Source organism: Pseudomonas sp. NFACC56-3, from assembly GCF_900100025.1.
Taxonomy (GTDB): domain Bacteria; phylum Pseudomonadota; class Gammaproteobacteria; order Pseudomonadales; family Pseudomonadaceae; genus Aquipseudomonas; species Aquipseudomonas fluorescens_AA.
This window is the reverse complement of sequence record NZ_FMTK01000022.1, coordinates 77,824-92,189: the sequence shown is the minus strand read 5'-3', so window position 1 is coordinate 92,189 and position 14,366 is coordinate 77,824. Positions and strand designations below refer to the sequence as shown.

Below are 14,366 nucleotides of genomic sequence, written 5' to 3'. Positions count from 1 at the left end.
CTTGCTCGCGATGAGGCCCTGTCAGGCGCCGATGACTCCGCCATCTTCCCGGGTAATCACCATCACCGAAGACCGCGGCTTGCCGTTGGGCAGGTGCTCAGGGAAGGTCGAGCCACCGTTTTCCCCTGGATGCTGGATCCCGACGAACAAGGCTTTCTGGTCCGGGGCAAAACTGATCCCGGTCACTTCGCAGCCCACCGGTCCGACCATGAAGCGGCGGATTTCGCCACTGTTGGGGTCGGCGCAGAGCATCTGGTTGTTGCCCATGCCGGCGAAGTCCCCGGTGTTGCTGACGTCGCCGTCGGTGAGAATCCACAGCCGGCCAGCCTTGTCGAAACCCAGGCCATCGGGGCTGTTGAACATGTTCTGCGGGTTGATATTGGACGACCCGGCTTTCGGCGTGCCGGCGTGTACCGCCGGGTTGCCGGCGACCACGAACAGATCCCAAGAAAAGGTCTTGGAGGCGTGATCGTCGCGGTCGGTGCGCCAGCGCAGGATCTGCCCGTAGACGTTCTTGGCCCGAGGGTTCGGCCCGCCCACCGGTTGGCCGTCTTCGCCGCGCTTGGAGTTGTTGGTCAGGGTGCAATAGACCTGGCCGTCTTTCGGGCTGACCACGATCCATTCAGGCCGGTCCATGCGGGTGGCACCCACGGCGCTGGCGGCCAGGCGCGCATGGATCAGCACCTCGGCCTGGTCGGCGAAGCCACTGCTGGCGTCGAGGCCGTTCTTGCCGTGGGTCAACTCGATCCATTGGCCCTTGCCTTTGGGATGGTCCGGGTTGCCGTCGCCGGCGTCGAAGCGCGCCACGTACAAGGTGCCGTGGTCCAGCAGGTTGCGGTTGGCCTTGGCATTGCGATGATTGATGCGCTCGCGGCTGACGAACTTGTAGATGAACTCACCGCGTTCATCGTCGCCCATGTACACCACGGCGCGACCGTCGTTGGTTTGTGCCAGGGCGGCGTTTTCGTGTTTGAAGCGGCCCAGGGCGGTGCGTTTCACCGGCGTGGATTCTGGATCGAACGGATCGATTTCCACTACCCAGCCATGGCGATTGAGTTCGTTGGGGTTCTTCGCCAGGTCGAAACGCGGATCGTACAGGTGCCAGTTGATCTCGCGGCTGGTGACGGTGGCGCCATAGCGCTTTTGCGCCTCATCGAACTGCAGGTCGCTCTTGCTGCTGCCGAAGCAGTCGGTGAAGTTTTCTTCGCAGGTCAGGTAGGTGCCCCACGGCGTCATGCCGTTGGCGCAGTTCTGGAAGGTGCCCAGCACTTTCTTGCCGCTCTTGTCGGCACTGGTTTTCAGCAGGTCGTGGCCGGCGGCCGGGCCACGCAGGCGAATCGGCGTGTTGCCGTGGATCCTGCGGTTGTAGCGCGACTCCTGGACGAACTGCCACTGCCCGCGACGACGCTGGACCTCGATGACCGACACCCCTTCGCTGGCCTGGGCCTTGTGCACGTCTTCGGCCGACTGCGGCTGGCCACCGTGGGGAAAGAGGTAGCGGTAGTTGGTGTATTCGTTGTTGATCGCCATCAGCGCCCGGTTCTTGTCACCGGGGAATTCGAACAGGCTCATGCCGTCGTTGTTGTCGCCAAACTGCACTTCCTGTGCGCGGGCAGTTCCATTGCCACTGGGGTCGAACGCCGGTGCATTTTTCTGCAGCGGCTGGCCCCAGCTGATCAGCACCGAGGCTTTGTAGCCCGGCGGCAGCGTAATGGTGTCGGCCGTGGCGGCGGCGATACTGTTGAAACCCAGCAGCCGGCTGTTGCCTTCGCTCACGGCGGCGGCCAGCACGCTGCGGCTCAGCAGGTTGCCGCCCAGGAACATCGCCGCGCCGCACAGGGCGCCAGCGCTGATGAAACGGCGCCGGCTCAGGCCGACGATCTTTTCCAGGTCGGTGGATTGGTTTTCTTCTAATAGGCTCATCATCAGGCTCCCTGCTGGTTTTGGCAGTCACCTTAAAGCGGGTCGATGAAACTATTGTTGCAGCGCGCTACAGCGGTGTGCCGAGCAGCACATTTGTCGCTGAAAACGTCACTTGCACCGGTGAGCCGACTGCCAGGTTCTGCGCTTGCAACTCAAGCGGCTCGGCCAGGGCGCACAGCGTCTGGCCGTTGGGCAGGCCGATGCGCACTTCGCTGGGGCCGTCTTCGGCGGCGTCGACCTGCTCGATCACGCCGCGCAGCGTATTGATCCCCGGTTTTTCCGCTTGTTCGACGGGGTGTAATTCCAGCCAACCGGCCTTGATCAGCGCCACCACGTCGGTGCCGACACCCAGCTCCAGGCGCAACGTGCTGTCATGGGTGATCTGCGCTTCGATGACCAGGCCCCGGGCCAGTTCCAGGCGTACCCGGTCGTTGTGCCCCTGGGCCTCGATGCCCAAGACCTTGCCATGCAATTGATTGCGGGCACTGGTGCGCAGCATCAGGCGACTGAGCAGGCCCAGGTCCCCGGCGTCTTCGCTGGCTTCCAGCAGTTGCGCCTGCAGCGCTTGCAGGCGCTGATACAGGCGCAGCACCCGTTGACCTTCCCCCGACAGCCTGGCGCCGCCACCACCCTTGCCGCCGACGCTGCGCTCCACCAACGGATGGTCTGCGAGGTTGTTCAACTCATCGATGGCATCCCAGGCCGCCTTGTAGCTCAGGCCCGCGCTCTTGGCGGCGCGGGTGATCGAGCCCTGTTCGGCGATGTGCTGCAGCAGGGCGATGCGTTGTGGTCGCCGAACGATGTGCTGGGTCAGGAGCGTGGGCAATGACATGAAGGCAAACCGCGTGCAAAAGTCGATGAACGGACGTTGGCGCCTTGGGTGCGGCACGTCAAGCCGGTTCACCGGGTTTCGGCGTGCGGGCCAGGCAATACACGTCGACCCGCGCGGCGCCGGCATCGAGTAACAGGGCGGCCAGGGCCTGGGCGGTGGCGCCGGTAGTGAGTACATCGTCGACCAGCGCCAGGTGACGATTGCGTAACGTTGCCTGGGGCGCGAGGGCAAAGGCCTGGCGCAGGTTTTGTCGTCGGGCCCTGGCGTCGAGGGCCTGTTGGGCGGGCGTGTCCTGAGTGCGTCGCAACAGGTTTTCTTCGCAAGGGATCGCCAGCGGCCCACTGAGCCAGCGGGCCAGCAGTGCCGCCTGGTTGAAACCGCGCTGGCGCAAACGCCGAGTGGCCAGTGGCACCGGTACCAGTGCGTCGGGCCGCTCCAGCCCTTCGTCGAAATGATGTTGCAGCGATTGCGTCAGCAGTTCGCCCAGCAGCCGGCCAAGGGGCCATTTCGCCTGATGCTTGAAGCGGGTGATCAGGCTGTCCACCGGGAAGTCGTAGGCCCAGGGCGCCAGGACCCGCTCGAAGGCCGGCGGCCGCGAGGCACATTGGCCGCAACGCAGTCCCGCCATGGGCAGTGGCAGGGCGCAAATGCTGCATTGATCGCCGAGCCAGGGCAGCTCGCTTTCGCAAGGGGTGCAGATAGGCTGCGGGGTATCCGTACTTTCGCCACACAGCAGGCAGGATTGTTTGTTTTTTAACCAGATGTAAACCGGTCCCTTGTATCGTGGTTGACAGCGCATGACTCTTCCTTAAATATGCCGAACATCCGTGTCGCGCCTGTGGGTATTGCATGCCCCAGGCGCCAGCCAAGCATAATCAAGGAAATGCCCATGAGCGCCAGCACCACTGCCAACCTGCGTCATGACTGGTCTTTGGCCGAAGTCAAAGCACTCTTTGTCCAGCCATTCAATGACCTGTTGTTCCAGGCGCAGACCGTGCACCGCGCGCACTTCGACGCCAACCGCGTCCAGGTTTCCACGCTGCTGTCGATCAAGACCGGCGCTTGCCCGGAAGATTGCAAATATTGTCCGCAGTCCGGTCACTACAACACCGGTCTGGATAAAGAGAAATTGCTCGAAGTGCAGAAGGTCCTCGAAGAGGCTGCGCGGGCCAAGGCCATCGGTTCGACCCGTTTCTGCATGGGCGCGGCCTGGAAACATCCGTCGGCCAAGGACATGCCATATGTGCTGGAAATGGTCAAAGGCGTGAAGGCCATGGGCCTGGAAACCTGCATGACCCTGGGTCGTCTCGATCAGGAACAGACCGAAGCGCTGGCCCAGGCTGGCCTGGACTACTACAACCACAACCTCGATACCTCGCCGGAGTTCTACGGCAGCATCATCACCACCCGTACCTACAGCGAGCGCCTGCAAACCCTGGCCTATGTGCGTGATTCGGGGATGAAGATCTGCTCCGGCGGCATCCTGGGCATGGGCGAGTCCCTGGACGACCGCGCCAACCTGCTGATCCAGCTGGCGAACCTGCCGGAGCACCCGGAATCGGTGCCGATCAACATGCTGGTCAAAGTCGCCGGCACGCCGCTGGAAAATGCCGAAGACATCGATCCGTTCGATTTCATCCGTATGCTTGCCGTGGCGCGGATCATGATGCCCCAGTCCCATGTGCGCCTGTCCGCGGGTCGTGAAGCGATGAACGAGCAGATGCAGGCGCTGGCATTTTTTGCCGGCGCCAACTCGATTTTCTACGGCGACAAGCTGTTGACCACCGCCAACCCGCAAGCCGACAAGGACATGCAATTGTTCGCACGCCTGGGCATCCAGCCCGAAGCCCGCGAAGAACATGCCGACGAAGTGCACCAGGCGGCGATAGAACAGGCGCTGGTGGAGCAGAAGAGCAGCGAGCAGTTTTACAACGCCGCTGTCTGATCGCTCACCGATGCCCTGATTGGAATGCAAGACCCTGTGGGAGCGAGCTTGCTCGCGATGGCGGTATAACAGCCGACAGAGATGTTGAATGTCATGGCCTCATCGCGAGCAAGCTCGCTCCTACAGGGATCTCACTCCGTCCATAAACGGTTCACCCCGAGGCCTGCATGCCCTTCGATCTCGCCGCACGCCTGGCTGCCCGTCGTGCCGACAACCTCTACCGCCAGCGCCCGCTGCTCGAAAGCCCCCAGGGCCCGGAAGTGGTGGTGGACGGCCAGCCGTTGCTGGCGTTCTGCAACAACGATTACCTGGGCCTGGCCAATCACCCGCAAGTGATCGAGGCCTGGCGCGCCGGCGCGGCGCGTTGGGGAGTCGGGGGTGGCGCCTCCCATTTGGTGATCGGCCACAGCAGTCCTCATCACGCCCTGGAAGAAGCATTGGCCGACCTGACGGGGCGTCCGCGGGCGTTGCTGTTCACCACCGGTTACATGGCCAACCTCGGCGCCGTCACCGCGCTGGTGGGGCAGGGCGATACGGTGCTGGAAGACCGCCTCAATCATGCTTCGCTGCTCGACGCCGGGCTGTTGTCCGGTGCGCGTTTCAACCGATACCTGCACAACGATGCCCAGAGCCTGGCCAGTCGCCTGGAGAAAGCCACGGGCAATACCCTGGTGGTCACCGACGGCGTGTTCAGCATGGACGGCGACATTGCCGACCTGCCGGCCCTGGCCCGTGAGGCAAAGGCCCGGGGCGCCTGGCTGATGGTCGACGATGCCCACGGCTTCGGTCCGCTGGGGGCCCATGGCGGCGGTATTGTCGAACATTTCGGCTTGAGCCAGGACGACGTGCCGGTGCTGGTCGGTACCCTGGGCAAGGCCTTTGGCACCGCCGGTGCCTTCGTCGCCGGTAGCGAGGAACTGATCGAAAGCCTGATCCAGTTCGCGCGTCCCTACATCTACACCACCAGCCAACCGCCGGCCCTGGCCTGTGCCACGCTCAAGAGCCTTGAACTGCTGCGCGACGAGCATTGGCGGCGCGAACACCTGCAGGTGCTGATCCGCCAGTTCCGCCAGGGTGCCGAGCAGATCGGCCTGCAATTGATGGACAGCTTCACGCCGATCCAGCCGATCCTGGTGGGCGATGCGGGGCGGGCCATGCGCTTGTCGCAGATGCTGCGTGAGCGGGGACTGATGGTCACGGCGATCCGCCCACCCACCGTGCCGGCCGGCAGCGCTCGTTTGCGCGTGACCCTGACCGCCGCCCACAGCGAGGCCCAGGTGCAGCTATTGTTGAATGCACTGGCCGAGTGTTTTGCCCTGTTGGGGCCGGAGCCAAGCCATGCGTGATCGATTGATTTTGCTGCCCGGTTGGGGCTTGGGTGTTTCTCCGCTGGAACCGCTGGCGGCGGCCTTGCAAGGGCTCGACGAACACCTGCGGGTGGAAATCGAGCCGTTGCCGGCATTGCTATCGAGCGACCCCGATGAATGGCTCGAAGAATTGGACGCCACCGTGCCTCAGGACACCTGGCTGGGCGGCTGGTCCCTGGGCGGCATGCTGGCTTCGGCGCTGGCGGCGCGCCGGGGTGAGCGCTGCTGTGGCCTGCTGACCATGGCCAGTAATCCGTCGTTTGTCGCCCACGAGCAATGGCCGAGCGCGATGGACGGCCAGACGTTCGATGGCTTTCTCGCCGGCTGTGCAGTCGACCCACGCCAGACCCTCAAGCGTTTCAGTCTGCTGTGTGCCCAGGGCTGCGGCGATCCACGCGGGTTGTCGCGGTTGTTGTCGGCCGGAGCGCCAAGCACTTCGCCCGACGTATTGATGGCCGGGCTCGAACTGCTGGCGCGATTGGACACCCGCGCTGCGTTGCAGAGTTTCCGAGGCCCGCAACTGCATCTGTTTGCCGGGCTCGACGCCCTGGTGCCGGCCGAGGCCGCGGGTGATTTGCTGGTCTTGCTGCCGGATGTCGAAATCGGTCTGATTGAACAAGCCGGCCACGGATTCCTTCTGGAGGACCCTCACGGTGTAGCGGCGGCGATCCAGGTTTTTTTGCATGAGTCCGGCGATGACTGATTTGTCTCTCCCTCCATTGCCCGGTGCCTTGCCCGACAAGCGCCAGGTAGCGGCTTCGTTTTCCCGGGCGGCGACCAGCTATGACAGCGTGGCCGAACTGCAGCGCGATGTGGGCGAGCAATTGCTCGGTCGCTTGCCGCCTTCTTTCTCGCCGCAACGTTGGCTGGACCTGGGCTGCGGCACCGGCTACTTCACTCGGGCCTTGGGTGCGCGTTTTGCTGCGAGCACCGGCCTGGCGTTGGATATCGCCGAGGGCATGCTCAACCATGCGCGTCCCCAGGGTGGCGCCGCGTACTTTGTCGCCGGTGATGCCGAGCGGCTGCCTTTGCAGGCGGCGAGCTGCGACCTAGTGTTTTCCAGCCTGGCGGTGCAGTGGTGCGCGGATTTCGCCACGGTGCTGAGCGAGGCCCATCGTGTGTTGAAGCCGGGTGGCGTGTTGGCCTTCACCAGCCTCTGCGTGGGCACTTTGTACGAATTGCGCGACAGCTGGCGTCAGGTGGATGGCTTGGTACACGTCAACCGTTTCCGTGCGTTCGAGACGTATCAACACCTTTGCGCGGCCAGCGGGCTGAATGTCGTCAGTCTTGAAAACCGTCCTCATGTGTTGCATTACCCTGACGTGCGCAGCCTGACGCATGAATTGAAAGCTTTGGGTGCCCACAATCTGAACCCTGGTCGCCCCGGTGGCTTGACGGGCAGGGCGCGGATTCTCGCGCTGGTTGAAGCCTATGAGCAGTTTCGTCAGGCCCAGGGGCTGCCGGCAACTTACCAGGTGGTCTACGCCGTTTTGGAGAAACCGCTATGAGCAAGGCCTATTTCATTACCGGCACCGACACCGATGTAGGCAAGACCACGGTCGCGGCGGGCCTGCTACATGCTGCGCGACAGGCTGGCATGAGCACGGCTGCCGGAAAGCCCGTGGCCTCTGGCTGCGACGTGACGCCCAAGGGCCTGCGCAACGCCGACGCCTTGGCCTTGCTGGCCGAATGCTCCGTACCGTTGACTTATGCACAGGTCAATCCGGTGGCGTTCGAACCGGCAATAGCGCCGCACTTGGCCGCCCGGGAAGCGGGCGTTGCGTTGACGGTGCAGTCGCTACTCGGCCCGATGCGCGAAGTGCTGGCGCTGGGCGCCGACTTCACCTTGATCGAAGGCGCGGGTGGTTGGCGCGTGCCGCTGGCCGGCCAGGACAATCTTTCCGATCTGGCGATCGCGCTGGGCTTGCCGGTGATTCTGGTGGTGGGCGTGCGCCTGGGTTGCATCAGTCACGCATTGTTGACCGCCGAGGCTATCGCCCGTGATGGCTTGCAGCTTGCCGGTTGGGTCGCGAATATCATCGACCCGGCCACCTCGCGCCTGGAAGAAAACCTGGCAACCTTGGCCGAGCGACTTCCGGCGCCCTGCCTGGGCAGGGTGGCGCGGATCCAGAGCGTGACGGCCGAAGCCGTGGCCGAACACCTGCAACTGGATCTGCTGGACTGAGACCCCGCCAAGGTTTTGCCTATGACACGGCACTGTGCCATTAGTGTTTTTGTCGGGCCTTTTCCCTGGGCTTCTGATTCAATGGCCACTGTCGACCCTTCAAGAAGACGAGTTCTGCCATGGAAATCTCAGGAAGTACCGCGTTCTATGCCGGTCTGAGCACGATTCAGACAGGGCAGAACCGTGTCGATCAGGCGTCCAGCCAGATCGCCAACAACACGATCGAGCGTTCGGTCACCAGCCAGTCCTCGGAAGTCCAGGTCGATCGCTTGCGTTCGGTGGATCGTAGCCAGCAGTCGGACCAGGCCGCTAACATGGTCGAAATGGCCCAGGGCAAGTTCCAGGTGCAACTGGGTGCCAACGTCGCCAAGGCATCCGACGAAATGCTCGGGACATTGATCGATACCTTTGCCTGATCCTGCTCTTCAGGTTTGCCAAGACGCCGCGATTATTCGCGGCGTTTTTGTCTCTAACGTCTTATTGCTCAACTAATCTTTCCCTACGCGCATCGCGGATTCTTTAGGGCGATGGGTTTCCTGTGTCCGACATTTTTCTCAGGCTGATGACGAACGGCAAAAGATCGGCGCTTGACAAGATTTGGGCGTAAACGTATGTTTCAAACAACTGTTTGACCGTCACAACAAATCCACGCGGTCGTCCATTCCCGGTTACATCAGCAGAGGTTTATCGCTATGCCTGACTACAAGGCCCCCTTGCGTGATATTCGCTTCGTTCGTGACGAACTGCTCGGCTACGAAGCGCATTATCAGAGCCTTCCGGCTTGCCAGGACGCAACTCCGGACATGGTTGACGCCATTCTCGAAGAAGGCGCCAAGTTTTGTGAGCAGGTGCTGGCTCCGCTGAACCGTGTGGGCGACATCGAAGGCTGCACCTGGAGCGAGTCCGGCGTGAAAACCCCGACCGGTTTCAAGGAAGCCTACAAGCAATTCGTCGAAGGCGGCTGGCCGAGCCTGGCCCACGACGTCGAGCATGGCGGTCAAGGCCTGCCGGAATCCCTGGGCCTGGCGGTCAGCGAGATGGTCGGTGAAGCCAACTGGTCGTGGGGCATGTACCCGGGCCTTTCCCATGGCGCGATGAACACGATTTCCGAGCACGGTACGCCCGAGCAGCAAGAGGCCTACCTGACCAAGCTGGTTTCCGGCGAATGGACCGGCACCATGTGCCTGACCGAACCGCACTGTGGCACCGACCTGGGCATGCTGCGCACCAAGGCCGAGCCTCAGGCCGACGGTTCCTACAAGGTTTCCGGTACGAAGATCTTCATTTCGGCCGGTGAACATGACATGGCCGACAACATCGTCCACATCGTGCTGGCACGCCTGCCGGATGCACCGGCTGGTACCAAGGGCATTTCGCTGTTCATCGTTCCAAAATTCCTGCCTAAGGCCGATGGCTCCATCGGTCAGCGCAACGCGGTGAGCTGTGGTTCCCTGGAACACAAGATGGGCATTCACGGCAACGCCACTTGCGTGATGAACTTCGACGCGGCCACCGGTTACCTGATCGGCCCGGCGAACAAAGGCCTGAACTGCATGTTCACCTTCATGAACACCGCACGCCTGGGCACTGCGCTGCAAGGCCTGGCCCACGCCGAGATCGGCTTCCAGGGCGGCCTGAAATATGCCCGTGATCGCCTGCAAATGCGTTCCCTGACGGGCCCGAAAGCGCCAGACAAGGCCGCCGACCCGATCATCGTGCACCCAGACGTGCGTCGCATGCTGCTGACCATGAAGGCCTTTGCCGAAGGTAACCGGGCGATGGTGTACTTCACCGCCAAGCAGGTCGACATCGTCAAGTACGGTGTGGACGAAGAAGAGAAGAAAAAAGCCGATGCGCTGCTGGCGTTCATGACGCCGATCGCCAAGGCCTTCATGACCGAAGTCGGTTTCGAATCGGCCAACCATGGCGTGCAGATCTACGGCGGCCACGGCTTTATCGCCGAGTGGGGCATGGAGCAGAACGTTCGCGACAGTCGTATTTCGATGCTGTACGAAGGCACCACCGGCATCCAGGCCCTCGACCTGCTGGGCCGTAAAGTGCTGATGACCCAGGGCGAGGCACTCAAGGGCTTCACCAAGATCGTCCACAAGTTCTGCCAGAGCAACGAAGGCAACGAAGCGGTCAAGGAGTTCGTCGAACCCCTGGCTGCGCTGAACAAGGAATGGGGCGAGCTGACCATGAAGGTCGGCATGGCGGCGATGAAGGATCGTGAAGAAGTGGGCGCGGCATCGGTGGACTACCTGATGTACTCCGGTTACGCCTGCCTGGCCTATTTCTGGGCCGACATGGCGCGCCTGGCGGCGGAAAAACTCGCAGCCGGCACCACGGAAGAAGCCTTCTACACCGCCAAGCTGCAGACCGCGCGCTTCTACTTCCAGCGCATCCTGCCGCGTACCCGTACCCACGTGGCAGCCATGCTGTCGGGCGCGAACAACCTGATGGACATGAAAGAAGAAGATTTCGCGCTGGGTTACTAAGCCTTAAGCGGGTCTCACAAGCCGCTGCTTTCCTTCGGGAGCAGCGGCTTTTTCTTATCCGCTGTAAATCCCTCGTGGGAGCGCGCTGCTCCCCACAAGGGAACTCCGAATATTTTGAAAAACATTCATCAAACAGAACCCTAAGAAAACAGTCCCTCCTGCCGTTACAGAGATGGCAGTGTGACATCTGTCACATCTCCAGTGCCTTACGCTGCAATAGCAGGCACAATGCCATCTTTGATCAGCCGGGTCGGAGTTTTACCCCTTGCCGCGTTCTTCCGCTGTACGTTTGAGCCATTTCCTACCGTCATTGCTGTTATTGGTGGCGGGGCTTGCGGCTGCCTACGTCAAGGATCTCAACGTTTTCTTCACCTCGCTGTTCAACGTCCTCCCGACGCTGGTGCTGTTGCTAGGCGGGGCGTATTGCGCGGTTTATCGACGTCAACGTGAACTGTTTCTGATGGTCACGGTGTACATCGCCTACTTTCTCCTGGACACCCAGACCGACTTTTATCGCGATAACGGGAAGGTGCGCGAAGACGCGGCGGTGGTGTTCCATCTCGTCTGCCTGTTGTTGCCGCTGTTGTTCGGGCTGTTCGCGGCGTGGCAGGAGCGCACCCACCTGTTCCAGGACATGGTGGCGCGGTTCGCGGTGTTGCTGGTCTTTGGCAGTGTGGCGCTGGCCTTGGAGCAGAGTTTCCCCCAGGCCTTGTTGTTGTGGCTTTCGGAGATCCGCTGGCCGGCGTTGCACGGTGCCTGGATGAGCCTGATCCAATTGTCCTACCCGATGTTCGCCGCCGCGTTCCTGCTGTTGGCCTGGCAATACTGGCGCAATCCCCGGCCACTGCACGCCGCACAACTGGTGGGGTTGCTCGGGCTGTTCTGGATGCTGCCCAAGACCTTTATCCTGCCGTTCACCCTGAACATCATGTGCAGCCAGGTGATGTTGATGATCGCCGCGGCGGTTGCCCACGAGGCCTATCAAATGGCCTTCCGTGACGAACTCACCGGCCTGCCGGGGCGGCGGGCACTGAACGAACGCATGCAGCGCCTGGGGCGCAACTATGTGTTGGCGATGAGTGACGTGGACCATTTCAAGAAATTCAACGACACCCACGGCCACGACGTGGGCGACCAGGTGCTGCGCCTGGTCGCCAGCAAGTTGTCGAAGATCGGCGGTGGCGGTAGGGCGTATCGCTATGGCGGTGAGGAATTTGCCCTGGTGTTCGCAGGCAAGACCATCGACGAGTGCATGCCCCATCTGGAGGTCATCCGCCAGTCCATCGAGACGTATGCCATCCAGCTGCGCAACCCCGATAGCCGTCCCCAGGACGACCAGCAAGGCCGCCAGCGTCGTTCCGGCGCGGGGGCTTCCAGCGTATCGGTGACGGTCAGCATCGGCGTCGCGGAGCGCCTCGAGCAACGCACGCCCGAAGAAGTGCTCAAGTCCGCCGACCAGGCGCTGTATAACGCCAAGGGCGCGGGGCGTAACTGTGTGGTTGCCTTCGGCCAGAACCGCCGTGGTGCGGTGCGCATGGAAGCCGCGGGTTGAGTGATGACGGCGCATTCAGCGTCTGGACTGTGATTGTGGGCCAGGGTGGCCGGCAGTAGGTTGAAACCATCTGCTACCGGAGAAAACCACCATGCCCGAGTACAAAGCCCCCTTGCGCGACATGCGCTTTCTGATCGATCACGTCTTCGATTTCCATGGCCGTTATGCCGAACTGGGCGCCAGCGATGCCAGCCCGGACATGGTCAGCGCGATCCTCGAGGAAGGCGCCAAATTCTGTGAAAATGTGCTGGCGCCGCTCAATCGCTCCGGTGATGAAGAAGGCTGCCATTTCGACGACGGCGTAGTCACCACGCCTACAGGCTTCAAGCAGGCTTTCGCACAGTACGTGGAAGGCGGCTGGCACGGCTTGGCGGCAGATCCGGCTTATGGTGGCCAAGGCTTGCCCAGCTCCCTGGGCTTGGTCATCAGCGAGATGATCGGTTCCAGCAACACGTCCTGGGGCATGTACCCGGGCCTGACCCACGGTGCCATGTCGGCCATTCATGCCCACGGCACCGGAGAACAGAAACAGACCTACCTGAGCAAACTCACCGCCGGCCAGTGGACCGGCACCATGTGCCTGACCGAAGCCCACTGCGGCACCGACCTGGGCATCATCAAGACCCGTGCCGTGCCCCAGGCCGACGGCAGCTATGCGATCTCCGGCAGCAAGATTTTCATCTCCGCCGGTGAACACGACATGAGCGATAACATCATCCATCTGGTGCTGGCCAAGCTGCCCGACGCCCCCGCCGGGACCAAAGGCATCTCGTTGTTCATCGTGCCCAAATTCCTGCCCGACGCCAGGGGTGAGGCCGGGGCGCGCAATGGCGTTTTCTGCGGCTCGATCGAACACAAGATGGGCATCAAGGCGTCGGCCACTTGCGTGCTGAACTTTGATGACGCCAAGGGCTTCCTGATCGGCGAGCCGAACAAGGGCCTCAACTGCATGTTCACCATGATGAACCACGCCCGGCTTGGCACCGGTATGCAGGGCCTGTGCCTGGGTGAGGCGAGCTTCCAGGGCGCGATCAAATACGCCAACGAGCGTCTGCAGATGCGCGCGCTGACCGGTCCCAAGGCGCCGGAAAAAGTCGCCGACCCGATCATCGTCCATCCCGATGTGCGCAGGATGTTGCTGACTATGAAGGCCTTCAACGAAGGCAACCGGGCACTGACCTATTTCACCGCGCAACTGCTCGATACCGCCCACCTGAGCCCGGACGAAACCGCGCGCCAGGAGGCCGAGGACCTGCTGGCGTTTCTTACCCCGATCTGCAAGGCCTTCATGACCGACACTGGGCTGGAAGTCACCAACCACGGCATGCAAGTGTTCGGCGGCCACGGCTTCATTCGCGAGTGGGGCATGGAGCAGTTGGTACGCGACTGCCGCATCGCGCCGATCTACGAGGGCACCAACGGCATCCAGGCCCTGGATCTGCTGGGGCGCAAGGTGCTGGGTAGCCAGGGCAAGTTGTTGCGTGGTTTCACCAAGATTGTCCATAAGTTCTGCACTGCCAATGCGCAACATCCGCAGCTCGAGGCGTACGTCGCGCAACTCGATGGGCTCAATCAGCAATGGGGCGAACTGACCACCCGGGTCGGCATGGCCGCCATGAAAAATCCGGATGAAGTGGGTGCCGCCTCGGTGGATTACCTGATGTACAGCGGCTACATCATTCTGGCCTACCTGTGGTTGCGCATGGCCTTGGTGGCCCAGTCGCAGCTCGACAGCGGCAACGGTGACGGCGATTTCTGCCAGGCCAAACTGGCGACCTGCGAGTTCTACTTCAAGCGACTGTTGCCACGTACGACCGCCCATCGGACTGCGGTCGAGGCTGGGAGCGAGTGTTTGATGAAGTTGCCGGCAGCGTTGTTTGCCCTCTGACTGAACCGTCGCGGGGAGTTTGCTCCCGTTGGGCTGCGTAGCTAGCGCTCTTTTTGTGAGTGCTGCGCACTCAAGCGGGAGCAAGCCTCCCTCGCCACGATTAATCTTCAAATCCCGTCCGTGACCAAAAATAATAAAACGGTCATGGGTTGACCCTATGTGTCGCAAAAGTTGTT

At 62.1% G+C, this 14,366-nt stretch carries 12 protein-coding genes; 9 read left to right on the top strand and 3 right to left on the bottom strand.

Annotated features, from left to right (window positions below; all coding sequences use genetic code 11):
• Window positions 1-21 precede the first annotated feature (21 nt).
• The 3 genes from BLO80_RS23930 to BLO80_RS23920 form a co-directional block, all read right to left on the bottom strand.
• The gene (locus tag BLO80_RS23930) at window positions 22-1,923 is read right to left on the bottom strand and encodes a PhoX family protein (RefSeq protein WP_092331306.1); all 1,902 of its coding nucleotides are present in this window, start codon (window positions 1,921-1,923) and stop codon (window positions 22-24) included.
• Window positions 1,924-1,990: 67 nt separating this feature from the next.
• Window positions 1,991-2,755: a TOBE domain-containing protein gene (locus BLO80_RS23925; protein WP_092331304.1), complete on the bottom strand. Its 765-nt coding sequence runs from the start codon at window positions 2,753-2,755 to the stop codon at window positions 1,991-1,993.
• 58 nt (window positions 2,756-2,813) lie between these two features.
• Entirely contained in the window at window positions 2,814-3,554 is a 741-nt protein-coding gene (locus BLO80_RS23920; protein WP_092331301.1) for a ComF family protein, read from the bottom strand.
• A 90-nt stretch (window positions 3,555-3,644) separates the two neighbouring features.
• On the opposite strand from BLO80_RS23920, the gene bioB reads away from it, so the two are divergent.
• The 9 genes from bioB (at window position 3,645) to BLO80_RS23875 (ending at window position 14,190) form a co-directional block, all read left to right on the top strand.
• A complete protein-coding gene (gene bioB, locus BLO80_RS23915) occupies window positions 3,645-4,700 on the top strand; it encodes a biotin synthase BioB (RefSeq protein WP_014340550.1) in 1,056 nt (351 codons plus the stop codon).
• Window positions 4,701-4,867: 167 nt separating this feature from the next.
• Window positions 4,868-6,046 (top strand): 8-amino-7-oxononanoate synthase, encoded by a 1,179-nt coding sequence (bioF, locus tag BLO80_RS23910; protein ID WP_092331299.1) that lies wholly within the window; start codon window positions 4,868-4,870, stop codon window positions 6,044-6,046.
• On the top strand, window positions 6,039-6,770 hold the full coding sequence (locus tag BLO80_RS23905) for an alpha/beta fold hydrolase (RefSeq protein ID WP_092331296.1): 732 nt from the start codon (window positions 6,039-6,041) through the stop codon (window positions 6,768-6,770). Before bioF ends, BLO80_RS23905 begins: the two co-directional genes overlap by 8 nt.
• Window positions 6,763-7,575 carry a malonyl-ACP O-methyltransferase BioC gene (gene bioC, locus BLO80_RS23900; RefSeq protein ID WP_092331294.1) on the top strand — a complete coding sequence of 271 codons (813 nt, stop codon included), beginning with the start codon at window positions 6,763-6,765 and terminating at the stop codon, window positions 7,573-7,575. The genes BLO80_RS23905 and bioC overlap by 8 nt, the downstream gene beginning before the upstream one ends.
• Window positions 7,572-8,252, top strand: coding sequence for a dethiobiotin synthase (gene bioD / locus BLO80_RS23895; RefSeq protein ID WP_092331291.1), 681 nt, complete (start codon window positions 7,572-7,574; stop codon window positions 8,250-8,252). Before bioC ends, bioD begins: the two co-directional genes overlap by 4 nt.
• A gap of 119 nt (window positions 8,253-8,371) precedes the next feature.
• Window positions 8,372-8,668, top strand: a complete 297-nt coding sequence (locus BLO80_RS23890; RefSeq protein ID WP_092331289.1) for a pyrroloquinoline quinone biosynthesis protein PqqE — start codon at window positions 8,372-8,374, stop codon at window positions 8,666-8,668.
• Between the two features lie 276 nt (window positions 8,669-8,944).
• Window positions 8,945-10,750 carry a phenylacyl-CoA dehydrogenase gene (locus BLO80_RS23885; protein WP_092331286.1) on the top strand — a complete coding sequence of 602 codons (1,806 nt, stop codon included), beginning with the start codon at window positions 8,945-8,947 and terminating at the stop codon, window positions 10,748-10,750.
• Window positions 10,751-11,015: 265 nt separating this feature from the next.
• Window positions 11,016-12,302, top strand: coding sequence for a GGDEF domain-containing protein (locus BLO80_RS23880; protein WP_092255180.1), 1,287 nt, complete (start codon window positions 11,016-11,018; stop codon window positions 12,300-12,302).
• Window positions 12,303-12,393: 91 nt separating this feature from the next.
• Window positions 12,394-14,190 (top strand): acyl-CoA dehydrogenase C-terminal domain-containing protein, encoded by a 1,797-nt coding sequence (locus BLO80_RS23875; protein WP_092331284.1) that lies wholly within the window; start codon window positions 12,394-12,396, stop codon window positions 14,188-14,190.
• The last annotated feature ends 176 nt before the right edge of the window (window positions 14,191-14,366 follow it).